This is a genomic window from Alloalcanivorax profundimaris (assembly GCF_015265435.1).
Taxonomy (GTDB): domain Bacteria; phylum Pseudomonadota; class Gammaproteobacteria; order Pseudomonadales; family Alcanivoracaceae; genus Alloalcanivorax; species Alloalcanivorax profundimaris.
Map to the genome: position 1 here is coordinate 177,394 of NZ_JABJWH010000009.1, position 22,909 is coordinate 200,302.

Genomic DNA, 22,909 nt, shown 5'->3' on the forward strand with positions numbered 1-22,909 from the left:
GGGGAGGACGCACCGCCCTCCCCTTTTTTCCCGCGCTACGGACCCTTCGGGGTCCGTTTTTTTATTGAATGCGGATCAGCGCGCGCAGGTCCTCGGCGATCCGCTCCACCGGCTGATCGTTGCGCATGAACACCCGCACCTTGCCATCGCGATCGAAGCCGTACATGGCCAGGCCGTGGTTGACCAGATAGTTGCCGTTGGCGTCCGGCTCGCCGTAGCTGTAGGCGGTGCGGTAGCGCTTGGTGAGCGCGTCCAGCGCCTCCTTGTCGCCGGTGAGGCCGTCCACCCGCGGGCTGAAGTAGCCGGTGTATTTGGCCAGCAGCTCCGGCGTGTCACGCTCGGGGTCCACGCTCACGAACAGCACGCGCAGTTGCTCGCGCTCCTCCGGCGACAGCTTCCCCAGGGCCTGGGCCAGGGCGGTGAGCGTGGTCGGGCAGTAATCCGGGCAGTGGGTATAGCCGAAGAACAGCACCACCGCCTCGCCCTGGTAGCGGGCCTCGGTGACGGTCTCGCCGTTTTCTCCGGTGAGCGAGAATTTCAGGTCCGGCATCAGCCCGCTGATGTCCTTGCCGTTGAATTCCACGCCCGAGGAATCGCATCCCGCGCTCAGCAGCATCGCCATGGCGAGCAGCGCGGCAAGAATGGAACGGACCATGTCAGCCTCCTTTTTCAGTGTCGTAACGCAGGTATAAACGCAGCACCACCAGGGCGCCGAGAATCGTCATCATGGCGGCGGGAATCCAGGTCAGGATACCGCCCAGCACCTGATCCGTGGCCGGGTCCATGGCGAAAGCGCGGCCGCACACCGCGTAGACGTCGTAGAGCCCGGCGTCGGCGAAGGTGATGTAAGCGCCCAGCAGAATCTGCGGAAACAGGGCCGCCACCAGCATCAGAAAGCGCACCCCGAAGCACGAGGTGCCGGCCCGGTCCGGATCGCGCGGGTCCAGGATCACCAGCCAGAAGATCACGCCGTCCACCAGCATGGACCAGTTCATCAGCTCGTAGAGTCGCAGGTTGAGCATGGCGTCGAAGTGAATCGACGGCGTCAGCCAGAAAAAGATCAGGCCCACGAACAGCACCGTGGCCACCACCGGATCGAACAGCACCCGGCGCACCGGCCGGAACGCCGCCGCCAGGCGCGGGAAGCGGCGCCCCCCGGCGCAGGCGGCGAACACCGGCAGCGGATTGGCCAGGGCGATCAGGAAAGCGCCCAGGTGGTGCAGGACCAGATGCTGGCCCCGGTGCACGAAGAACATGTAGCGCGCGTAGTAATCGAACTGGGTGTGCATCACCCCGTAGCACAGCAGCACGCCCAGGAAGAACGACAGGGCACGCCACGCCGAGGGCCGCCGGCCCCGGGCCGCCAACCGCCGCCAGCCGAGCAGGTAGGCGAACACCGTGACGGCGAACAGCAGCACGGTGACCGGAGACAGGATATAGGGCGTCAGCGCGCCCAGCAGGGTGTGCAACATGAACAGGAACGGGCCTTCACCGGGAAGGGCCGGCCGCGCCGGCCCGGATCGCGGTGCCAAGGGTGCGTCGCCGCCCGGCCCGCGTCAAGGTGGGCGGTGCGGCGTTTCGCCGCGCCGGCCCGGCGCCGCCCTAGCCGGGCACCAGCTGTTCCGTATCCGGGTAGGACAGGCAGCGGTCCGGACCCAACTCCACCGGCCCGGCGGAGCCCGGCAACTGCCAGGGAGCGGCGTGGCCCTGCTCCGGCTTGGCGTCCACCGCCGGCAGGCTGGTGAGCCCGTCCAGGGCGGCGCGGAACCAGTCCGGCCGGTAGCACTGGGCGGCCAGGGCCGCCCGGTCGCCGGCCGGGCCCTGCCCCCAGCGGGCCATCTCGCCAAGCAGGAAGGCGGCGTCGGAACGCCAGGGAAAGTTGGCCTGGAAGCCGGCGAACACATGGAAGTGATGGGCCGGGAACGGCTGCCCCACCAAGCCCCCGGGCAGGCGCTGGGTGAAAGGCGCGCGCAGCACCTCGGCGGGCAGATCCAGCCAGGCCGGATGGGCGAGCAGGTCCAGGCAGTCCAGCAGGTGCCGGTCGGCGTGCTCGGCGGCGCGGTGCAGGGCGCGCAGCAGAGCCCGGTGGGTCTCCGGATGCGCCTCCGCCCAGTCCCGGGTCACCGCCAGCACCTTCTCCGGGGCGTTCTCCCACACCTGGTAACCGGACAGCAGGCAGTGGCCGGCGCCGGTGTGCGCCGCCAGGCTGTTCCAGGGCTCGCCCACGCAGAACCCGTCGATGTGCCCCAAACGCAGGTGGTCCACCATCTGCGAGGGCGGCAGCACCACCAGACGCACGTCCCGGTCCGGGTCCAGGCCGGCCACCGCCAGCCAGTGACGCAGCTGGTAGGCGTGACAGGAATAGGGAAACACCACCGCCAGCACCAACGGCGCGTCGCCGGCGGCGGCCCGCGCCGCCACCAGCCGGTTCAGGGCCAGCGCCATGTCCTGGGGCGTGGGGCCCTCCGCCAGGGCACGCAGGCCATGGAACAGCAGCGGCGACACCGTGATGCCATTGCCGTTAAGCCCCATGGAAAACCCGGTGGCCAGGGACCGGCGCAGACCGCCCCGCCCCAGGGAGGTGGCCAGCAGCAAGGGGGCCAGCATGGGCGCCGCCTCCACCTCGCCCACCAGCAGCCGGTCGCGCAGGCTGGCCCAGCTCCATTCCGGCCGCAGGGTCACGTCCAGGCCCTCCTCGGCGAAGTACCCGGCTTCCCGGGCCACCACCAGGGGCAGGCTGTCGGTGAGCGGCATATAGCCGATGCGCACGGCGGTGTCGGTCATGGTCCCCCCCGGGCCTTGAGCAAATCCGCGAAGGCGAGCAACGACCGGGCCACCTGGATCAGGGGCTGGCCGGTGTTCAGCGCCTGGCGCCGCAGGGCGGCGTCGGCGGCGGGTTCGTTGAAGCGGCGGCGCCGCATCAGCAGGCGCCGGGCGGCGTCGATCTGCGCCTGGGCGGCGGGATCCGCGACGCCGCCCTCCAATTCCTCGCGCAACGCCCGGTATTCCCGATAGCGGGCGGTGGCCACCGCCACCACCTCGCGCACCCAGGCCGGGTCCGAACCTCCGGCCACATAGGCGCTGACGCCGGCGCGCAGAGCCGCCACCACCAGCGCCTCGTCGTCACAGAACAGGGGCAAGGGCCGGGGCAAGGCGTCATCGCCGTCCAGGGCCAGGCTTTCCAGGGCGTCCCGGTCCGGGGCGTCCATGTCCACCAGCACCAGGGCCGGCGCCCCGGCGCGCACCTTGCCGGCCAGGCCGGCGGCGCTGGTCAGACGCGCCTGCACGCCGTGCCCCAGGTCTTCCAGGGCCCGCTCCAGCAACGCCGCCCGGGGCGGCTGATCGTCCACCAGCATGATGTTCGGCGTCATGGCCGTATTTCCCGTACCCACCTCGGCAGTAGTGTGATTAGCAATGCCTGTGCCAACCCCGATAACGCGCTACGGCGTGATGGTGAAGCGCAGCACGCCGATGATCTGATTCTTGTCGGTGCGCACCTCCACCCGCCAGTCGCCCGCCGCCGGCGCCGGCAGGTGCGCCTTGTGCGACCAGGTGCGGTAGCCCTCCCGGCGCCCGCCGGTGAGATGCAGGCCGATGCGATCCACCAGCTCGCCGTCATGGTACCAATAGTGACTCACCGGCTGCCCCAGGCCCAGGGGGGCGCGGATCGCGGTGTAGGCGTAGAGCCCGTCATCCAGCTCCGAGGCGGCGAACCGCCGGCCGGTGACCAGCGGCTCACGGCTGGCCCGGTTGATGCTCGCCGCCATGGCCCGCTCCTCCAGGGACAGGGTCAGTGGCGGCACCAGGGCCGCGCCCCAGAACGGCACCGTGGCGATGGCGCCGGAAAACACCACCAGCAACGCCCAGCGGTAGGCCGGCCTGGGCCCGCCCACGCGCCAGAAACTGGGCAGCGCGAACAGGGCGGTGAGCACCGCGGCACCGTCCAGCGCGTAGTTGGTGGGCCATTTGAAGATCAGCGGCAGCAGCACCAGCAACGCCACGAACAGCGCCCAGGCATGGAAGCCGAAATACAGCGCCCGGTGGCCGGCGAGCCGGAAATACAAGGGGTCGATGATGCTCACCAGGGCGCCGGCGATCACCAGGCCGGTGAACAGGAAGTACTCGGCGCCGCCGGACCACTGGAGGATCACGAACGGCAAGCTGAAGAAGAACGCCTCCTGGTGCACGCCCTGCAGCATCAACTTCAAGGCGCCCTGGGCCAGGGGCTCCATGGCCCCGCCGCGAAAGCGGCGCAGCCAGAAGTTCTCGGTGAGCAGCACCAGCCAGGTGCCCACCAGAACGGCGGTGAGCACCGCCGCCAGCCAGGGTTTGCGTTCCACCAGGAAGTAACTGGCCAGGCCCAGGGAAAAGCTGCCCACCGCCCAGAGGTGGCGCAGGCGGTAGAGGAGCGTGTTGAGGCTTTCCAGCCAGCGGGCTTGCATGGTGGTGTGGCGTCCTGGGTCTGGTGCGTGGGTGGTGATGCGTGTTCGAGGGTCAGGCTACCGGATGGTTTCCCGGGTGGCTTGTAAAAATTGGGGTGGGGGCGTTGGGCTTTGCTTCGCTTGCCGGGCTTTTGGGATGGGCGTGGTGCTATTCGACGTAGAGGGGAGGATTGATTCGCCCGGGCCTTTGGGCCCGGGCTCACCCCTTCGGGGCGCCGCCGCTTTGCGGCGGCGTCCTGCGCCGGCCCTTTGGGCCGGCTTGTCGAACCCTGGGGGGTTCTCTAAATACTTCCTCGGTATGGCATCTCAAACGAAAAGGCCCCGCTCCTTTTGGGAGCGGGGCCTTTTCGTTTGAGATGGCGCACCGGGGAGGATTCGAACCCCCGACCTCCTGGTTCGTAGCCAGATGCTCTATCCAACTGAGCTACCGGTGCGGGCTTGTCGGCGTTGCCGTCAAGAGGCGCGCATTATTCCCAATCGCCCGGGCCCAGTCAAGCCAAGGGCGGTGAAATCTTGCGCAAACGACACGGAAAACGCGATTCAGTCGTCGTCGGTTTCCATTTGTTTTTGCAGATAATTTTCCTGGCCGACCTTGTCCATGAGCTCGAGCTGGGTTTCCAGCCAGTCGATGTGCTCTTCCTCGGAGTCCAGGATGCGGCGCAGCAGGTCCCGGGAGATGTAGTCGCGCACGGATTCGCAGTACTCAATGCCGTCGCGCAGGTCGGGCACCGCCATCTGTTCGAGTTTGAGGTCGCATTCGAGCATTTCCCGGGTGTTCTCGCCGATCATCAGCTTGCCCAGGTCCTGCAGGTTGGGGACGCCTTCCAGGAACAGAATCCGCTCGCACAGCCAGTCGGCGTGTTTCATTTCGTCGATGGATTCGTGGTATTCCTTTTCGTACAAGGCGTGCAGACCCCAGTCCTTGTACATCTTGGCGTGCAGGAAATACTGATTGATGGCGATGAGCTCGTTGCTCAGCGCCCGATTGAGGTGCTCCAGGACCTTCTTGTCGCCTTTCATGGTGCCTCTCCGGTGCCGGGGAATGGGGAAACGCGCCCATTGTTGTGCAACAGGTCGGCCCCGGCAAGGGCCCGCGACAAAAAAACCAGTAAATACAACTAGTTATATAAATGAGAATCAGTCTTCACTGATGTCCGACGGGTCCGTCCCTGGCTTGGCCCTCTACCTTTCACGGTATCGTGCCTGGCTGGGCGGTCGCCGTGGCCCGGGTGGTTCCGAAGCCGGCGCGGTTCTTCAGGCTGTCCTTGGCCAGAACCGCACCACTTCACCCAGACCGGTGGAGAGAGAAGAGGCCGCTGGTAAGGCGCTACGGGTATCACGCAATACCTGGCGGGCGTGCCGTGCACATTTGGCGCACTGACTGCCAACCCCAAGTTCCCGACGAAGATCACGCAGGCTGTCGCAACCGTTTTCGGCCGCTTCCCGTATTTGGCTGTCAGTGATGCCGTTGCAGAGACATACGTACATGGCTACGCCTACTCCTCAATCTCGAGAAGCAGGTTAAACCTAATGCGAATTATTATCAACACCTTTCGATAAGGGGGATTCTGGCGGGCAGGAAACGGCGCCGCCCCCGGAATGGGGGCGGCGGCGGGTCCGGTCTTGGGGACCGATCAGCTCTGCTTGGACGGCGTCTTGGCGGCCGTGGACTTGCGAGCCGCGCTCTTCTTCGCCGGGGTCTTCCGGGCGGCACTCTTGCGCGCCGCGGTTTTCTTGGCGGCGGTCTTTTTAGCGGCGGTCTTGCGGGCCGGGGTCTTGCGAGCGGCGGTCTTCTTCGCGGCGCTCTTGCCGGCGGTGGACTTCCTGGCCGTGCTCTTCTTGGCCGCGCTCTTGCGGGTGGTGGATTTCTTCGCCGCGCTCTTCTTGGCGCTGCTCTTGGTCTTGGCAGCGGCCTTGCGGGCGGCGCTCTTGGCTTTCTGTTCCGCCTTCTTCTGAGCGGCCTTGGCTTTCTTGGCCAGCTTGCGCTCGTATTCGCGCATCTTGGCGGACAGGTTGCGCTGGGCGGTGCGCAGCTTCTTCTTCTCGCGGGTGACCACTTTCTTCGCCGCCTGAATCTCGGCGCGAATCAGTTTGCTTTCACCGCGCAGGTCCTGAAGCTTGAGACGCTGGGTGTTCATGCGGCCGCGAGCGGTTTCCACGGCGCGCTTGGCGGCGGCGGTGGCGTTGCTCTTGGCTTTGTCACGTTTGCTGGCGAGGTCGGTGCGCAACTTGCCGAGCTTGCCGTTTTCGGTATCGATCTTCTTCTTGTGGCGGTCGAGACGGCCTTCCGCCTGGGCGACTTTTTTCTCCGCCTGGGTCACCGCCTTTTCCTGAAGCTTGAACTTGGATTCCGCGTTGCTCACCGACTTGGGAACCGCCGGTGCTTTATTGGCGGTCTGTTTGCTGGCGGTTTGTTTGCGTGCCGCGGTCTTGGCGGCGGTGGTCTTGCGAGCGGTGGTTTTCTTTTGCGTGGCGCGTTTGCTCGCTGCTTTCTTTGCTACTCGGGCCATGATCGATCTCCTAATCTATGACGTCGTTTTTCTGCGACAGTCGGAAAGTAGCACAAAAAAAATTACGTTGGTACATTATTTGACCAGCATCCCGGACGAATAAGTAAAAAATAAAAAAGAAGGACTTTTTTGTCGGCAAAAAACAAAAAAGGGCGCTTCATGAAGCGCCCTTTTGGGTTGATGGGATGATGGACGGGATCAACGATGCGATGCCCGACCGCCGTTGTGATTTGCGCCTTCAGGGCAAGCGCTCGGCGACCATCCTCGCCAATGCATCGATGTGCGCGGGTCGCGCGTTGAGCGCGGGAATGTAAGCGAACGATTCGCCACCCGCGCGCAGAAAGATCTCGCGGTTTTCCGAATCGATCTCTTCCAGTGTTTCCAGACAATCGGCGGCGAAGCCGGGGCACACCACCTGCACCGAGCGCACGCCGGCGCCGCCCCATTCTTCCAGCGTCTTGTCGGTATAGGGGTTGAGCCATTCCTGCGGACCGAAACGGGATTGGAACGTCACCGCCCAGGCGTCTTCCTCGAGCCCCAGGCGTTCGGCGATCAACCCGGCGGAACGCAGGCAACGCTCGCCGTAGCGGTCACCGAGTTCCTGATAGCGTTGCGGAATGCCGTGGAACGAGAACAACAGTTTTTCCGCGGCGCCGTGCTGGCCGCGAAATTCACGGATGCTGTCGGCCATGGCGTCGAGCCAGGCGTCGTGTTGCCAGTAATCCTTGATCAGGGTGAGGCCCGGCACCTCGCGGCGTCCACGGCTCCAGTCGGCGAGTACGTCCACCACGGCGCCGGTGGTGGAACCGGAGTATTGCGGGTACAGCGGCAGGATCAGCAAATGGTCGTGGCCGGCGTCGGCCAGTTCGTCGAGCACCGTCGGCAGGCCGGGATAGCCGTAGGTCATGGCGTAGCGGACGGTGACGTCGAGGCGCTCATCGAGCGCCCGGGTTTGCTGCTCCGACACTTCGCGGATCGGCGAGTCGTCGCCCCAGATCGAGGCATACAGACGGGCCACGCGCTTGGGACGGAACGGCAGAATGAACAGCCGCAGTACCCAGAACCAGACGAAACGGGGCGCTTCCACCACCCGCGGGTCGGACAGGAACTGTTTGAGATAGCGGCGCACCGCGCCCGGCGTGGGCGCGTCCGGGGTACCGAGATTGACCAGCACGACGGCGGTTTTTTCCGATGACATATAAGTAAGCCTCCGTTAGCGACCGGCATCAAAGCGAACACGGGGTCAAGGATAGGTGAGCGACGCCGCAAAAAAAGGGGAAGCCGAAGCTTCCCCTTTTTCCATCGCGGTGACCAGCGAAGGGCTCAGCCCTTGAGCTTGGCCATGATCCGCTGGCGGATGTCGTCGACGCCGCCAACGCCGGCCACTCGCACGTAGGTGGGGGCGTTGGGTTCGCCGCTCTCGGCGATCTTCTGGTAGAAGTCCACCAGCGGGCGGGTCTGCTCCTGGTACACTTCCAGGCGCTTGCGCACGGTGGCTTCCTTGTCGTCGTCACGCTGCACCAGCTCCTCGCCGGTGGCGTCGTCCTTGCCCTCTTCCTGGGGCGGATTGTGCTTGACGTGGTACACGCGGCCGGAGGCCGGGTGCACGCGGCGGCCGCTGAGCCGCTCGATGATCTCTTCGTCGTCGACGTCGATCTCGACCACGAAATCGATGTTGATGCCCTCGTCCACCAGCGCCTGGGCCTGGGGAATGGTGCGCGGAAAACCGTCGAACAGGAAACCGTTCTCGCAGTCGTCCTGGGCGATGCGTTCCTTGACCAGGCCGAGGATGATGTCGTCGGAAACCAGGCCACCGGCGTCCATGACCTTCTTCGCTTCCAGGCCCAGCGGCGTGCCCGCCTTCACCGCGGCACGGAGCATGTCGCCGGTGGAAATCTGGGGAATGGAAAATTCGTCCTTGATGAACTGCGCCTGGGTGCCCTTACCCGCACCGGGCGCGCCAAGCAGGATGACACGCATAGGATTCTCCGAATTGCCGCGAATGGGAAGGTTCCCCCTGTCCCGAAGGGGGACGACTTTACCGTGCGGGTCCAGCCGGCACAAGGGCGACCTTGGTCCCCCTCCCACCGGCGGAGTCGGTCACGGGGTCAGGGTCAAGCGCGCCGCCGGGCTGTCGTCCAGGGCCAGGGGAACCGGCTCGCTGCCCAGCCGGGCCTGCTCCACGTTGGAGCCCGGCGCCGGTGTGTAGCGCGCCGCTATTCGCAGCACATCCAGATTTTCCGGATAGCCCTGCAGCCAGTCCGAGGGTGTCAGGGTCACGGTGATGGGGAAGGATTCCACCAGCACCCGGCGCGCCGCCAGCGGCTGGCCGCCCTCGCCGTCGCGGCGCAGGAACACGAACAGGGTGCCTCCGTCCGGCAGGTCCGGGGCATCCACGGTGACGGTGAGGTTGTCGAGCTTGTCGCCGCGCTCGCGCTGCTCCTCGGCGCGGGCCAGCCCCTGGCGGATCAGCCGGCCGGCTTCGCCGTCCCCGTGCCGGACCAGCAGCGCGCGCCAGGATTGCGCCGCCAGATCGAAGCGGCGCGCCTCGGTGGCGGCCATGGCGCGCAGCATCAGGGCGCCGTCGTGTTGCGGCTGTTCCTCCAGCACTCGCTGGATCTGCGCGTCCGCCTCGTCGGTGAGGCGGCCCTGGTTCTGGGCGATCATGCCGCGCGCCAGCAGCAGGCGGGCGCCGGCGTCGTCCGGGGCCAGGGCCAGGGCGCGGCGGGCCGCCTCCTGGGCCTGGGCCGGAGCGCCGAGCTGATCGTAGAGCAGCCCCAGGGTGTACCAGCCCGGCTGGCTGGGGTCCCGGGCGAGCCGGGATTGCAGCACCCGGGTGAGCGCCTGGGCGGAAATGTCATGGTCGTCCTCATTGGGACCCTCGCCGCGAATCACACGCTGAGCCACGTCGTCGTAGCGGCGCTGCTCGGCGAGCCAGCCGGCGGTTTCCGGGTGCAGCCCCAGGGTCAGGTAACCCAGGCCGGCCAGCACCGCCACCAGCAGCGGCAAGGCCAGCCCCGACCAGCCCACCGGCTGGCCGTCGCGACGCCGCTCGCGGCGCCACAGAACAAAGCACACCAGGGCCGCCAGCACCACCACCAGCGGCAGAATCACGAATAAGGTCATTCGGCGTCGTCCTCCTCCACGCGGCGGCTGGCGCGGCGGGCCAGCAGCAGGATGCCCAGGCCGCCCAGGATCAGCAGGGCCACCGGGCCCACCCAGAGAATGGCGGTGCGTTCGTTCACCGGTGGCCGATAGCTGACGAAGTCGCCGTAGCGGGCCACGAAGAACTGAACGATCTCCTCGTTGCTGCGGCCCTCGCGGATCATGCGCGCCACCCGCTCACGCATGTCCCGGGCGATTTCCGCGTCGGAGTCGGCGATGCTCTGGTTCTGGCATTTGGGGCAGCGCAGCTCCTCGGTGAGCCGGTGAAAACGGTCCTGCTGGGCGTTGTCGTCGAACTGATAGAGGTCGATGGCGGCCTGCAGCGGCGCCGCCAGCAGCAGGGTCAGCAGCATCAGGGCTCGGATCATCGCGGGCCTCCCAGGGGGTTGCCCGCCTGGCGCAGCACCGGCGCGAACTTCTCGTCCCAGGCACGCGGGTTCATCTCGCCCACGTGGCGCAGCACGATCTCGCCGCGCGGGTTGATGAGGAAGGTTTCCGGCGCGCCGTAGACGCCCAGATCCAGACCCAGCTGGCCGTCGGCGTCGACGATCACCTCGGTGAAGGGGTTGCCGTAGCGGGCCAGGTAATCGCGGGCCTTGTCGTCCTCGTCCTTGTAGTCCATGCCGACGATGGGCACGCCCCGTTCCGCCAGCTCCAGCAGATAAGGGTGCTCCACGTAGCAGGTCGGGCACCAGGTGCCCCAGACGTTGAGCAGCTGCCACTGGCCGTGCAGCCGTTCCTCGGTGAGGGTGTCGCCGGACAGCAAGGACGGCTTGGAAAACTCCGGTACCGGCTTGCCCGCCAGCGCCGAGGGCAGTTCCTCGGGATTGCGGCCCAGGCCACTGGCCAGCAGGATCGCCAGGGCCACGAAACCGACCAGGGGCACGAACACCCACAGGCTGGTGCTCTTCTTACTCATAGGCCGGCTCCTCGTCGCGGCGGCCGATCTTCTTGCGGTAGCGCGCGTCGGTGAGCGCCAGGGCGCCGCCCAGGGCCATGATCAGGGCGCCCAGCCAGATCCACCGAACCATGGGCTTGTAGTAGATGCGCACCGCCCAGGCGTCGCCTTCCAGGGGCTCGCCGAGGGCCACGTAAAGATCGCGCATCACCCGGCCGTCGATGGCCGCCTCGGTCATCACCTGGCCGCTGGCCCGGTAGGTGCGCTTCTCCGGATTCATCTCGGTGACCGCCTCGCCGTCGCGGCTGACCAGGAAATGGCCCTTGCGGGAATCGAAGTTGGGGCCCCGGTAGGCGCTCAGCTCGTCGAACTCGAACCGGTAGCCACCCACCTCGGCGGCGTCACCGGGGGCCATGCGCACATCGCGCTCCACCTCGTGGTAACTGACCACGGTGATGCCGGCCACCAGCACCGCCAGGCCGCAGTGCGCCAACACCATGCCGTAATAGCCACGGCCCAGCTTCCGCAGCCCGCCGCCCAGGCCCTGGCCATAGGCCAGCGCCCGGCGCGCCACGTCATCCAGATGCGCCAGCACCACGAACAGCGCCAGCATGATCGCCAGGGTGCCCACCCAGGGCGTATCGCCGGGCAAGCGGGCGGCCAGGAACCCGGCCACCAGGGCCGCCGGCACCAGCCACAGCAGGCGGCGCACCACGGCGCCGCCGTCCTGGCGTTTCCAGTTGCTCATCACGCCGGGCACCAGCAGCACCATGAGCAGCAACGCCAGGGGCACGAAAAAGCCGTTGAAGTAGGGGCTGCGGATCGAGACCTTGATGTCCAGGGCCTCGCCAAGCAGCGGATAAAGAGTGCCCAGCAGCACCGCCGAGGCGGCCACCAGCAGCACCAGGTTGTTGCCCAGCAGGAAGGTTTCCCGGGACATCAGCCGGAAGCCGCCCTTCCCTTCCAGCTGGCCGGCGCGCATCGCGAACAGGGTCAGGGCGCCGCCGGCCACCACCGCCAGGAACGCCAGGATGAAGGCGCCCCGGCTGGGATCGTTGGCGAAGGCGTGCACCGAGGTGAGTACCCCGGAGCGGACCAGGAAGGTGCCCAGCAGACTCAGCGAGAAGGCGACGATGGCCAGCAGCACGGTCCAGGCGCGGAACAGATTGCGCTTCTCGCTCACCGCCAGGGAGTGAATCAGGGCGGTGCCCGCCAGCCACGGCATCAGGGAGGCGTTTTCCACCGGATCCCAGAACCACCAGCCGCCCCAACCCAGCTCGTAATAGGCCCACCAGGAGCCCAGGGCGATGCCCACGGTGAGGAAGCTCCAGGCCACCGTGGTCCAGGGCCGCGCCCAGCGCGCCCAGGCCGGGTCCAGGTTACCGGCCATCAGGCCGGCCACGGCGAAGGCGAAGGCCACCGAGAAGCCCACGTAGCCCATGTACAGCATGGGCGGGTGGACGATCAGCCCCGGATCCTGGAGCAGCGGATTGAGGTCGGCGCCGTCGATGGGGAACCAGGGCAGCGAGCGGTCGAAGGGGTTGGAGGTGAGCAACATGAAGGCCAGGAAGCCCACCGCGATCATGCCCATCACGGACAGCACCCGGACCACCATGTCCAGGGGAATGCGGCGGCTGAACAGGCCCACCAGGGCGGTCCAGCCGCCCAGCATCCAGGCCCACAGCAGCAGCGACCCTTCGTGCCCGCCCCAGATCGCCGACAGGCGGTAGCCCAGGGGCAGCTCGGAGTTACTGTGGTTGGCCACGTAGGTGATCGAGAAGTCGTTGATATAGAAGCAGTAGCCCAGGGCCAGGATGGCCACCGTCAGGGCCAGCCACTGCAACCAGGCCAGCGGGCGGGCATAATGCTGCCAGGCCTCCACCCGGCGGTAAACGCCGACCAGAGGGAAGATCGCCAGGACCAGGGCCGTCGCCATGGCCACCCACAGGGAGAGATGTCCGAGTTCCGCCGCCACCTTATTCCTCCGGCTGAGTGTGCGCGGGCATCATCGGCAGATGCGGCCCGCTTTGCAAGCCCACCGGCGCGCCGCCCCTGGCGCCCCGCGGGCATGGACATATTTTGAGACGCTTAGCGGTCGTGCCCGACGACGCCGCTCTGCTACTATGTGGCTATCATCAGGGTCGACACTGTGTTTAAAGCGTCGCCATTTTGCAGTCAAAAGGTCATCTTGCATCCATACACTATCACCGGCGGGTTGGAACGAATCGGGCTCGATCCGTTCCATACTGAGTGAAAACAATGGATGTTCGGCACCAGCCCGGCCTGTGTGGAGTAACCAGTTTGAGCACAAATAACGTGAACACCGCGAATCCGGATCAAAAATCCGCCTATTCCTACGACGACCTGCTGGCCTGTGCCCGCGGTCAGCTGTTCGGCCCCGGCAACGCCCGTCTGCCCCTGCCCGGCATGCTGATGCTCGACCGCATCAGCCACATCGCCGACCATGGCGGCGAGTATGGAAAAGGCGAGATCATCGCGGAGTTGGATATCCACCCCGAGCTTTGGTTCTTCGACTGCCACTTCGAGACCGACCCGGTGATGCCGGGTTGTCTGGGTCTGGACGCCACCTGGCAACTGCTGGGCTTCTTCCTCGGCTGGCTGGGCAACCCCGGCCGTGGCCGTGCCCTGGGCGTGGGCCAGGTGAAATTTTCCGGCCAGGTGCTGCCCACCGCCAAGAAATTGACCTACCGGATTAACGTGAAACGGGTGATCGCCCGCAAACTCACTCTGGGCATCGCCGACGCCGTGGTTTCGGTGGACGGCGAGGACATTTATGAGGCCAAAGACCTGCGGGTCGGCCTGTTTACCTCGACGGAAGGGTTTTAGTGCCCGCTAGTACGACAATATCACCTTGATGGAGCACCATATGCGTCGCGTCGTGATCACCGGCATGGGCATCGTCTCCTGCCTCGGCAACGAGGCCGGGGCGGTGTCCCGGGCCCTGCGCGAAAGCCGTCCGGGCATTCGCTTCAAGGAAGCCTATAAGGAAATAGGCATGCGCAGCCAGGTGGCAGGGACGCCGGACATCGACCTGGAAGAACACATCGACCGCAAGCCGCGCCGCTTCATGGGCGACGCGGCCGCCTACGCCTATGTGGCGATGCGGAACGCCATCGCCGACGCCGGCCTGGAGGCCGACGACATCAGCAACGAACGCACCGGCCTGATCGCCGGTTCCGGCGGCCATTCCTCGGAAAACCAGGTGGCCGCCGCCGACATCGCCCGCGAACGCGGCGTCAAGCGCGTCGGCCCCTACATGGTGCCGCGGGTGATGGCGAGCACGGTGTCCGCCTGCCTGGCCACGCCGTTCAAGATCAAGGGCGTGAACTACTCCATCGCCAGCGCCTGCGCCACCAGCGCCCATTGCATCGGCAACGCCGTGGAACAGATCCAGTTGGGCAAGCAGGACCTGATCTTCGCCGGCGGCGGCGAGGAGGAGCACTGGACCCTGAGCTGCCTGTTCGACGGCATGGGCGCCCTGTCCACTAAGTACAACGACGCCCCTGAGACCGCGTCCCGGGCCTATGACGCCAGCCGCGACGGCTTCGTGATCGCCGGCGGCGGCGGCATGGTGGTGGTCGAGGAGCTGGAGCACGCCAAGGCGCGCGGCGCCAACATTCTCGCCGAGGTGGTGGGCTATGGCGCCACCAGCGACGGCCACGACATGGTGGCGCCCAACGGCGAAGGCGCGGTGCGCTGCATGCGCCAGGCGCTGGCCAACGTGGACGGCACCGTGGATTACATCAACGCCCACGGCACCAGCACCCCGGTGGGCGACGTGGCCGAACTGAAAGCGATCCGCGAAGTGTTCGGCGACCAGGTGCCGGCGATCAGCTCCACCAAGAGCCTGTCCGGCCACAGCCTGGGCGCCGCCGGCGTTCAGGAGGCGATCTACTGCCTGCTGATGATGCGCGACGGTTTCACCGCCGGCTCCGCCAACATCACCGAGCTGGACGCGGACGCTGAAGGCCTGCCGATTCTCACCAAGAGCAACGACCAGCGCCCCGAGCTGGTGCTCAGCAACAGCTTCGGCTTCGGCGGCACCAACGCCTCGCTGGCACTGAAGCGCTGGGCATAGGCCGGGCTCCGCCCGGCCAGCTGCAAGCTACAAGCTACAAGCTACAAGCTACAAGCTACAAGCGGATTCAAGACTGCTTGCAGCTTGAGGCTTGCAGCTTGAAGCTCTCTTCAGAACTTGTGTTCCATCCCCACTGAGAACAGGCTGCCGCTGTCGTCATCGCCGGTGCCGTTGGCGTAGGTGTAGTCCACGTCGGAGCCGGATACCAGCCCGTAGAGCGTGGTCTGCTTGCCGAGTTTGTAGTCGGCGCCCGCGGCCAGGATGTCGCTCTCGTAGTCGAGATCACTGCTGTCGAAACGACCGGCCTGGGCCTTCAGTTTAACCCGCGGCAGCAACTGCCAGCCGGCACTGACCATATACGAGGTGCCGTCGGCGCGGTCGGCGCCGGACACGTCCGGATCAATGCGCACCTGCTCGACCATCGCGCCCAGCTCCAGGTCACCAAGCGCCATACCCAGGGTGCCACGCAGCAGATCCAGGTCGGCGGCCACGGTCACCGGCGGCGGGACCGGGCTGTCCACTTCCAGGTAGCTGCGCTGATACGCAAGAGCAGCGAACAGGGCATCCCCGTCCCAGGTCGCGGACACACCATAGGTGTCGGCCAACCCGTCTTTCTCTTCGTCACCGATCTGGTCGTCCTCGCCAGGAGCGATTTGCGCGCGCACGATCACGTCGCCCCAACGGGGGCTCTTCCAGTTAACGGTGTTGCTGTTACGGCGCTGGCCGAAGAAGTAAGGTTCATCGCGCTTTAGCGGGAACGCTTCCCCTCCATCTGGTGAGCCGCAGCGCCACGGGCCACTTCAGAGATCAGTAAACAGGGGAACTAAGAGGTAGGGGCGGACAGTGAACCGCGTTAAGTTGTTTGTGCGAGCAAGCAACCACACAAGGACACTGCCGCCATGGGCGATGCTACGTTCCCCGGCTCGGGCTGGGAAGGTTTTATAGCGACCCGGTTCGTTCCGATCTCTGATTTCGAGTGCCTGATTTACCTTGTTGCTGACCCTCAAGTGCCGCCTTGCTGCCCAGGCTGCCGGCGATCCTGCTCCTTGATCCATGACACGACGACGCGGCGAGTCCGAGACCGGGATCTGTTCGAGTACCGGGTCTGGTTGGAGGTGCCGGTGCGACGGGTGCGCTGCCCCCGCTGCGGTGTCGGGCGTGAGGCGCTGTCCTGGTTGGCCCCACGAGCCCGGCTGACTCACCGGCTGCGCCAGCACGTCGAGGTCCTGTTAAGCCTCCTGCCGCTCAAGCAAATCGCCGGCCTGACCGGTCTGCACTGGCACACCCTGAAGACCATCGACAAGGCCCGGCTGGCCCGGGACCTGCCCGAGCCGGACCTCAGTCTGGTCCGCTATCTGGTGATGGACGAGTTCGCCCTGTTCAAGGGCCACCGCTACGCCAGTGTGGTGATCGATGCCGAGACCCGGCAGGTGCTGTGGGTGGGTGAAGGTCGATCCCGCGAGGCGGTTCGGCCCTGCTTCGAGTGGTTGGGGCCTCATTGCGAGCACATCGAGGCGGTGGCCATGGACATGAACACCGCCATGGACCTGGAGGTGCAGGCCTGGTGCCCCAAGGCCCGGGTGGTCTACGACCTGTTCCATGTGATCGCCAAGTTCGGCCGTGAGGTGATCGACCGGGTTCGGGTGGATCAGGCCAACCAACTGCGCCAGGACAAGCCCGCACGACGGGCCGTGAAGCGATCACGCTGGCTGTTGCTGCGTAATCCGGAGAACCTGAAGGCCGATCAGGCGGACGAGCTGAAGACGTTACTGGATCTGAATCAGCCGTTGATGGTGGTGTATCTGATGAAGAGCCAGCTCAAGGAGCTCTGGTACGCCCGCACCGAGCGGGCCGCCCGGTGGCGTTGGACACGATGGTTCAACATGGCTCAGGCGAGTGGCCTTGCGCCGTTGATCCGCTTCGCTCGGCGTCTGAAGCCCTATGCCGAGGGCATCATTTCAAGCGCCACCTATCGTCTCAACACCAGCGTGCTGGAGGGTATGAACAACAGGATCAAGGTCATCAAGCGCATGGCCTATGGCTACCGGGACAGCGACTACTTCTTCCTGAAGATCAAAGCCGCTTTTCCCGGTAATCCGCGATGAATCGAGTAGGAGGGGGCGTCACCGCCCCCGTCCTCTCACACCACCGTACGTACGGTTCCGTATACGGCGGTTCAAGGTCGGCTCTGAAGCCTCGCTATCGTATCCACCAACGACACCAGTCCCAGCGTTGCGAAGTACCGATTCGGCAAGGCTACCTTCAGGTGCGAGGCGCCGCTATTCCACCACGGCCCTCGACCATTGCTCGCGCTGTGACACGCTCGCGCTTCCGGTAACCCCAGCCTCATCAGCGCACGCGCTCTCGTCGCCGGTCGCTTCCACTGCCGCCACAGGATCCCTCGCAGCTTGCGGCGCAACCAGCCGTCCACCGTCTCCAAGGCACGCTTGGACGCGGTGAGCTGGTAGTACGCCGCCCAACCCCGCAGGATCGGGGCCAGTACATTGAGGGTGTGCGACAGGGAGCGACCTCGCCCTCGCCGGAGCACATCGCGCAGTGTCGACCGCAGCCGTTGCACGCTCTCCGGCGACACCCGTAGCCGCGTCTGGCGGTGCCACGTCACGCTGTAGCCCAGGAAGCGCCGGCGCCACGGGCGATCCACCGCGCTTTTCGCGGCGTTCACCCGCAGCTTCAGCCTCTCCTCCAGGAACCGCGTGACGCTCACCATCACCCGCTCTCCCGCCTGCTGACTGCGAACGTAGATATTGCAGTCGTCCGCGTAACGGCAGAACCGGTGACCCCGGCGCTCCAGTTCCCGATCCAGCTCCGTCAGCAGCAGGTTGGACAGCAACGGCGATAGAGGGCCGCCTTGTGGCGCCCCTTCCCGCCTCGGGCTGACCAGCCCGCCGTCCATTACACCTGCTTCCAGGTAGGCTCGAACCAGCTTCAGAACACGCGGGTCGGCAACGTGGCGCGCCATCAGACCCATCAGCACGTCGTGGTTTACCCGGTCGAAGAAGGCTTCCAGGTCGATGTCCACCACCCACCGGTGGCCTTCCTCGATGTGACCCCGCATCGCGCTCACCGCCTGATGCGCACTGCGTCCTGGCCGGAACCCGTAACTCGACGCCGAGAACGTCGGCTCCAGCAGCGGGCTCAGTACCTGATGCAGTGCCTGTTGGATCAGGCGATCCTGGACCGTCGGGATGCCCAGCGACCGTTCGCCGCCTTGCGGCTTCGGGATGCGCACCCGGCGCACCGCGCTCGGTTGGTAGTAACCGGCGTGTATCCGTTCCCGGATCGCCGGCCAGTGTCGTTGCAGGTGGCCCTTCAGGTCACCCACGGTCATGGCGTCCACGCCCGCAGCTCCCTGGTTACGGACCACCCGTTGATACGCTCGCATCAGGTTGCCGCGCTCCAGCACGGCCTCCATCAGCGCGCTCGGCTCCGCGTTCGTCCGCGAGCGGGACGCCACCGTCGTCTCGGCACCGGTCGCACGCACCCCGGGATACTGTCCCGCTCCTCGTTCGTCCGCCTGAACCATCCGGTTCACTCCTGCCTTCAATAACCTTCGGTGAGTGCCCGCCGCCTACTAACGGCAGACCTTGTTCAGCCCTTCAACTGCTGGTCAGGCAGCCTACTACGGCCTCGGCTGACTTCTGCCGCCCCATCCCGACCCCTCACGGTGTCGGTAGCCCAGTGGCAGGACGGCAGACCTCCCAGGGTAAGACGCGCGACCTTCACACTTATGCCCGCCGCATTTACGTCCGCCACTTCCGTGCAAGTACCGGGCTTTGAAGATAGGTGCCTTCTCACCCGTGACGACCGCCTCATATGCGATTTCTGTTCGTCAGGCCAGTGCTTTGCCTTCGGCTTCCTTCAGATTCCACCTCGCGGTGGACACCCTTGCCGTTCAGCTAGTGGTTCCCCTTGCCGGGCCCACAGAGGACTTACACCTCCAAGTCGTCCCGGGCGGCCACCACGGCGGGCCGGGACAGCGCCAATCTATGGCGCTTCGCGCCATGCCTGGCGCACACCAAAAAAAAGCCCGCCGTAAAGGCGGGCAACTGTCACTTGCGTCGAGGAAATGTGGGCGGCGTCCGATGCCGCCCCGATACGGTTTTTCTTAGAACTTGTGTTCCATGCCCACGCCCAGGGTGCGCTCTTCTTCTTCGTCACCGGTGGTGCCGTCTTCGTAGGTGAGTTCGTTGAAGTAAGCGTACACCTTGTAACCATTCTGTAATCTTTGCCAAATAGACTTTAATCGCGCTTCAACACACACAAGCAAACCGAAAAAGGTGAGACAGATCATGAGCAAGAAATATTTGGGCTTGGCTTTGGCGATTTCTGCCGCTTCTGCTGCACAGGCCGGAAACGTTACGACCAGCGGCGAAGACCTTGTGATCGATACCGACAGCGGTATCAAAGTGAAAGTGTCGGATAACTCTGCGTCTTTTCAGCTCGGCGGGCGCATTCAGTGGGATTACGACGCCACGCAGTCTGACGACAACGGTGTTGACACTACCGATTTCGACGTGCGCCGGGCACGCCTCTACGCCAAGGGCCACTTTGGCGACTGGGCGTACAAAACCCAGTTCAACGTGGCTGAGAGTGATGGCGCCGACGGCGGGACCGCTGAGGACCTGTACATTCGCTACCTGGGATTTGGCTCGACGGCAACCGTGACTATTGGTAAGCAGAAAGAGCCATTCGGCCTGGAACAATTAACGAGTTCAAAAGACATCTCGGCCCTTGAGCGATCCGCCATGACCGAGCGTTATACCCCCGGTCGCAGCAGCGGCATCCAGCTCAGTGGCAAAGGCGGCAACTGGACCTACGGTATCGGCTACTTCGAGGCAGACGGCAATGGCAGCGACGACTTCAATAACACGGCAGTAACCGCACGGGGCACGGTTGCACCGATTCAAACGAACAATATGGTTGTTCATCTTGGTGCGGGTTATACCACGCGTGATGCCGACACTCAGGCCGATGAGGTCGATACGTTTAATCTGGAGCTCGCCGGCGCTTTCGGGCCCTTCCATGCCCAGGCCGAATATTTCGATTCCGAGGAAGGCCAGGTGGATGTTGATGGCTATTACGTACAGCTTGGCTGGATCATCACCGGCGAAAGCCGTCCTTACAAAGCCGGAGCATTCAAGCGGGTAAAACCGGCATCACCCAAAGGGGCCTGGGAAGTTGTTGCCCGCTTTGAGGATGGTGACGGAAAATACAGTGATGTGGGGCTGGCCACGACCGACGGTGAGCAAACAACACTGGGCGTTAACTATTACGCCAACAAGAATGTTCGACTTGGAATGAGCTACATGGATGGCGAAGAAGCCAATGGCGCTAGCGGAGATGAAGTGCGTGCGAGGTTACAATATGCATTTTGACCGAGCCTGTAAATAAATCTGTGTAACTGCCCATCCCATTACAGGTGGCCGTCCAGGCGGTCACCGAATTCGATAATAAAGCGATTCAATGCCGGCTTCCAATCACGGATCGGCATAGTCCATTTCTTTGAGGCCTGCTCGATCGCCAGGAAGGCCACTTTCAGTGCGGAGTCATCGGTGGGGAACAGCTTGCGACGCTTGGTGGCTTTTCGGATGACGCTGTTCAGTGACTCAATGGCATTGGTGGTGTAGATCACCTTCCGGATCGCCGGAGGGTACTCGAAGAGCGTGATCAGATTGTCCCAATGGTTGTGCCAGGATCGAGAGATCTGTGGGTACTGACGGTTCCATCGTTCTCCGAAGGCCTCCAGTGCCTGCCGGGCTTCGTGTTCCGAGGCAGACCGGTAGATCTGCTTCAGATCCGCAGTGACTGCCCTGTAGTCCTTCCAGGAGACATAGCGCAGCGAGTTGCGGACCATGTGCACCATACACAGCTGCACCTTGGTCTGGGGATACTCAGCGGCAATGGCATCCGGAAAGCCTTTGAGGCCGTCCACACAGGCGATCAGGATGTCCTCCAGACCACGGTTCTTCAGTTCTGTCAGTACCGACAGCCAGAACTTCGCGCCTTCGGTCTCGGCCAGCCAGAGGCCCAGCAGCTCCTTCCGGCCCTCCATGTTAATGCCCAGGGCCAGGTATAGGGACTTGTTGATAACCCTCTTGTCCTGACGAATTTTCACAACGATGCAGTCCAGATAGACGATGGGGTAGATCGGATCAAGCGGGCGATTCTGCCACTCGTGAACCTGATCGATCACACGTTCGGTCACCTTGGACACCAGCGTGGCCGAGATGTCCGCGTCGTACATCTCCTTGAAGGCGTCCACGATATCCCGGGTGCTCAGACCCTTGGCGTAAAGCGCCAGGATCTGGTCATCCATCTGGGTCAGACGGGTTTGGCCTTTCCGGACGAACTGAGGTTCAAAAGAGCCCTCCCGGTCACGGGGAGCCTGTATTGGCACTTCACCGTGCTGGCCCTTCAGGCGCTTGGCAGAATAGCCGTTACGGCTGTTACCGGTGCCCCGGCCTTCAGGAGAGTGCTTCTCGTACCCGAGGTGTTCGTCCAGTTCGGCATTGAGGGCGGTCTCGACGGTGAGCTTGACCAGTTGTTGAGTGAGGGCTCCGAGATCTTTTTCGGATTTGATGTCCTTGGCCAACTCGGCGGCCATGGCTCTGAGTTTTTCTTGGTCCAATTGCGTATCCACGATGGTATCCTTTTGAAAAGATTACTCAGTCGTAGGCAGTTACACAATTTGGTTTACAGACTCTTTTGACCGCATGGAGGTCGCTTGAATGAGTTTGCGGCTTGATATAGTTCTTGAGAGTTAATGAAATACTCAGGTTTTGGGCAGATATTAATGGGTAAGCGGATTAAATGGTTGATCTTACCTTTGCATGAGAGTGAGGCAAACCGACATCTCATCGGATTATCTGGTTGGTACTCCAACCTACTGCTGATGCATGCTTCCCTCGCTAATTCCAGCAAGAACCCCACACGCCTCAACTTCCCGGTCATCGTTGCAACTCGCTCTCAGTGAAACGAGTTGTTTCTCAAGCGCTTGCAGAGCGGTTATCTGCGAGCGCACATGAGAGATGTGATCATCGAGCAAAGCATTGACGGCGGTACAGGACTGATGAGGGTCGTCCTGATAGCGCTGTAGTTCGTGAATTTCTGCCAGTGACAGATCCAGGATGCGGCAGCGACGAATAAAGGCCAGCCGCTCAACGTGTTTCTCGGTATAGACACGGTAACCGTTCTCCTGCCGATCAGGCGGCGGCAACAAGCCCTGCCGTTCGTAGAAGCGGATCGTCTGTGTATCTACCCCTACTGACTGTGCCAACTGACCAATACGCATCGGGTTCCTCCGCAACGGATTCTCTACGCTATTGACCTTATAGCTACTATATAGTTTTAAATGAAAGCCCGATCACATTCAAGTGGAGTCATATCATGAGTAAAAACTGCGGAGGCCCCTGTGGCGACGATGCAAGGCCTGCGGCGGATACCGATATGCAGGCCTCCTCCGATGCGTCGGGGGAATGGGTCAGTGTTTATGCCGTGCCGAAGATGGACTGTCCATCAGAAGAGCGCATGATTCGCCTGGCCCTGAACGGCGTTGAGGGGATTCGGGCACTGTCCTTCGACTTGTCGAACCGCCGGGTGAAGGTCGTGCATGACGGTGAGGTCGAGCCCGTCACCTCGAAACTGAAGACCTTGGAGCTAGGCGCCTCGCTTCAGGAAAGCGTCGCTGCCGATCCGGAGACCATCAAGGCCGCCGAGTTTTCGGCAGCTTCTGCTAAGCAAGAATCCGGGACCCTGCGCTGGTTGCTCGGCATCA

The 22,909-nt window shown here is 64.2% G+C and carries 22 protein-coding genes, 1 tRNA gene and 1 pseudogene; 5 read left to right on the top strand and 19 right to left on the bottom strand.

All coding sequences use genetic code 11. The features are described from left to right. Window positions 1–61: 61 nt before the first annotated feature. From HMJ39_RS06110 to HMJ39_RS06180, 15 genes are all read right to left on the bottom strand, one after another. Window positions 62–655, bottom strand: coding sequence for an SCO family protein (locus tag HMJ39_RS06110; RefSeq protein WP_194296649.1), 594 nt, complete (start codon window positions 653–655; stop codon window positions 62–64). Window position 656: 1 nt separating this feature from the next. Then, window positions 657–1,472 (bottom strand): cytochrome c oxidase assembly protein, encoded by an 816-nt coding sequence (locus tag HMJ39_RS06115; RefSeq protein WP_194296664.1) that lies wholly within the window; start codon window positions 1,470–1,472, stop codon window positions 657–659. Window positions 1,473–1,602: 130 nt separating this feature from the next. After that, on the bottom strand, window positions 1,603–2,784 hold the full coding sequence (locus HMJ39_RS06120; RefSeq protein WP_194296650.1) for a CmpA/NrtA family ABC transporter substrate-binding protein: 1,182 nt from the start codon (window positions 2,782–2,784) through the stop codon (window positions 1,603–1,605). After that, the gene (locus HMJ39_RS06125; RefSeq protein WP_194296651.1) at window positions 2,781–3,371 is read right to left on the bottom strand and encodes an ANTAR domain-containing response regulator; all 591 of its coding nucleotides are present in this window, start codon (window positions 3,369–3,371) and stop codon (window positions 2,781–2,783) included. The genes HMJ39_RS06120 and HMJ39_RS06125 overlap by 4 nt, the downstream gene beginning before the upstream one ends. A gap of 69 nt (window positions 3,372–3,440) precedes the next feature. After that, a complete protein-coding gene (locus HMJ39_RS06130) occupies window positions 3,441–4,442 on the bottom strand; it encodes a DUF5924 family protein (protein ID WP_161383221.1) in 1,002 nt (333 codons plus the stop codon). 357 nt (window positions 4,443–4,799) lie between these two features. Beyond that, window positions 4,800–4,876 (bottom strand) — tRNA-Arg (locus HMJ39_RS06135). Window positions 4,877–4,982: 106 nt separating this feature from the next. Continuing rightward, the gene (gene bfr, locus HMJ39_RS06140; RefSeq protein ID WP_194296652.1) at window positions 4,983–5,462 is read right to left on the bottom strand and encodes a bacterioferritin; all 480 of its coding nucleotides are present in this window, start codon (window positions 5,460–5,462) and stop codon (window positions 4,983–4,985) included. Window positions 5,463–5,696: 234 nt separating this feature from the next. Next, window positions 5,697–5,930, bottom strand: a complete 234-nt coding sequence (locus HMJ39_RS06145; protein WP_161383224.1) for a bacterioferritin-associated ferredoxin — start codon at window positions 5,928–5,930, stop codon at window positions 5,697–5,699. 146 nt (window positions 5,931–6,076) lie between these two features. After that, window positions 6,077–6,952, bottom strand: coding sequence for a hypothetical protein (locus HMJ39_RS06150; RefSeq protein ID WP_161383225.1), 876 nt, complete (start codon window positions 6,950–6,952; stop codon window positions 6,077–6,079). Between the two features lie 238 nt (window positions 6,953–7,190). Then, window positions 7,191–8,150, bottom strand: coding sequence for a ferrochelatase (gene hemH / locus HMJ39_RS06155; protein ID WP_161383226.1), 960 nt, complete (start codon window positions 8,148–8,150; stop codon window positions 7,191–7,193). 125 nt (window positions 8,151–8,275) lie between these two features. Next, on the bottom strand, window positions 8,276–8,932 hold the full coding sequence (gene adk, locus HMJ39_RS06160) for an adenylate kinase (RefSeq protein ID WP_194296653.1): 657 nt from the start codon (window positions 8,930–8,932) through the stop codon (window positions 8,276–8,278). 120 nt (window positions 8,933–9,052) lie between these two features. Next, the gene (locus HMJ39_RS06165; RefSeq protein ID WP_194296654.1) at window positions 9,053–10,078 is read right to left on the bottom strand and encodes a tetratricopeptide repeat protein; all 1,026 of its coding nucleotides are present in this window, start codon (window positions 10,076–10,078) and stop codon (window positions 9,053–9,055) included. After that, window positions 10,075–10,485: a cytochrome c-type biogenesis protein gene (locus HMJ39_RS06170; protein ID WP_161383228.1), complete on the bottom strand. Its 411-nt coding sequence runs from the start codon at window positions 10,483–10,485 to the stop codon at window positions 10,075–10,077. The genes HMJ39_RS06165 and HMJ39_RS06170 overlap by 4 nt, the downstream gene beginning before the upstream one ends. Continuing rightward, window positions 10,482–11,036, bottom strand: a complete 555-nt coding sequence (locus HMJ39_RS06175) for a DsbE family thiol:disulfide interchange protein (protein ID WP_161383230.1) — start codon at window positions 11,034–11,036, stop codon at window positions 10,482–10,484. The genes HMJ39_RS06170 and HMJ39_RS06175 overlap by 4 nt, the downstream gene beginning before the upstream one ends. Beyond that, window positions 11,029–12,990, bottom strand: coding sequence for a heme lyase CcmF/NrfE family subunit (locus tag HMJ39_RS06180; RefSeq protein ID WP_161383232.1), 1,962 nt, complete (start codon window positions 12,988–12,990; stop codon window positions 11,029–11,031). Before HMJ39_RS06180 ends, HMJ39_RS06175 begins: the two co-directional genes overlap by 8 nt. A 326-nt stretch (window positions 12,991–13,316) precedes the next feature. Here HMJ39_RS06180 and fabA point away from each other — a divergent pair, with 326 nt between their 5' ends. Together fabA and fabB are read left to right on the top strand one after the other, a co-directional pair. Beyond that, window positions 13,317–13,862: a 3-hydroxyacyl-[acyl-carrier-protein] dehydratase FabA gene (fabA, locus tag HMJ39_RS06185; RefSeq protein ID WP_228462187.1), complete on the top strand. Its 546-nt coding sequence runs from the start codon at window positions 13,317–13,319 to the stop codon at window positions 13,860–13,862. Between the two features lie 40 nt (window positions 13,863–13,902). Next, window positions 13,903–15,114, top strand: coding sequence for a beta-ketoacyl-ACP synthase I (fabB, locus tag HMJ39_RS06190; RefSeq protein ID WP_161383235.1), 1,212 nt, complete (start codon window positions 13,903–13,905; stop codon window positions 15,112–15,114). 110 nt (window positions 15,115–15,224) lie between these two features. Here fabB and HMJ39_RS06195 read toward each other — a convergent pair. Beyond that, window positions 15,225–15,824, bottom strand: a pseudogene (locus HMJ39_RS06195) (porin); the annotation flags it as partial. Window positions 15,825–16,013: 189 nt separating this feature from the next. On the opposite strand from HMJ39_RS06195, the gene HMJ39_RS06200 reads away from it, so the two are divergent. Further along, entirely contained in the window at window positions 16,014–17,219 is a 1,206-nt protein-coding gene (locus HMJ39_RS06200) for an ISL3 family transposase (RefSeq protein WP_142950236.1), read from the top strand. 71 nt (window positions 17,220–17,290) lie between these two features. Here the strand turns inward: HMJ39_RS06200 and ltrA are convergent, their stop codons facing one another. Then, window positions 17,291–18,658 (bottom strand): group II intron reverse transcriptase/maturase, encoded by a 1,368-nt coding sequence (ltrA, locus tag HMJ39_RS06205; RefSeq protein ID WP_228462188.1) that lies wholly within the window; start codon window positions 18,656–18,658, stop codon window positions 17,291–17,293. Window positions 18,659–19,424: 766 nt separating this feature from the next. Here ltrA and HMJ39_RS06210 point away from each other — a divergent pair. Next, window positions 19,425–20,510, top strand: coding sequence for an OprO/OprP family phosphate-selective porin (locus HMJ39_RS06210; protein ID WP_142950235.1), 1,086 nt, complete (start codon window positions 19,425–19,427; stop codon window positions 20,508–20,510). A gap of 38 nt (window positions 20,511–20,548) precedes the next feature. On the opposite strand, the gene HMJ39_RS06215 is transcribed toward HMJ39_RS06210, so the two are convergent. Further along, window positions 20,549–21,763 carry an IS256 family transposase gene (locus HMJ39_RS06215; RefSeq protein ID WP_142950237.1) on the bottom strand — a complete coding sequence of 405 codons (1,215 nt, stop codon included), beginning with the start codon at window positions 21,761–21,763 and terminating at the stop codon, window positions 20,549–20,551. 255 nt (window positions 21,764–22,018) lie between these two features. Next, window positions 22,019–22,426, bottom strand: coding sequence for a Cd(II)/Pb(II)-responsive transcriptional regulator (gene cadR / locus HMJ39_RS06220; RefSeq protein ID WP_161386205.1), 408 nt, complete (start codon window positions 22,424–22,426; stop codon window positions 22,019–22,021). 95 nt (window positions 22,427–22,521) lie between these two features. Here cadR and HMJ39_RS06225 point away from each other — a divergent pair. Next, on the top strand, window positions 22,522–22,909 hold a 388-nt coding region (locus HMJ39_RS06225; RefSeq protein ID WP_194296655.1), incomplete at its 3' end, for a heavy-metal-associated domain-containing protein.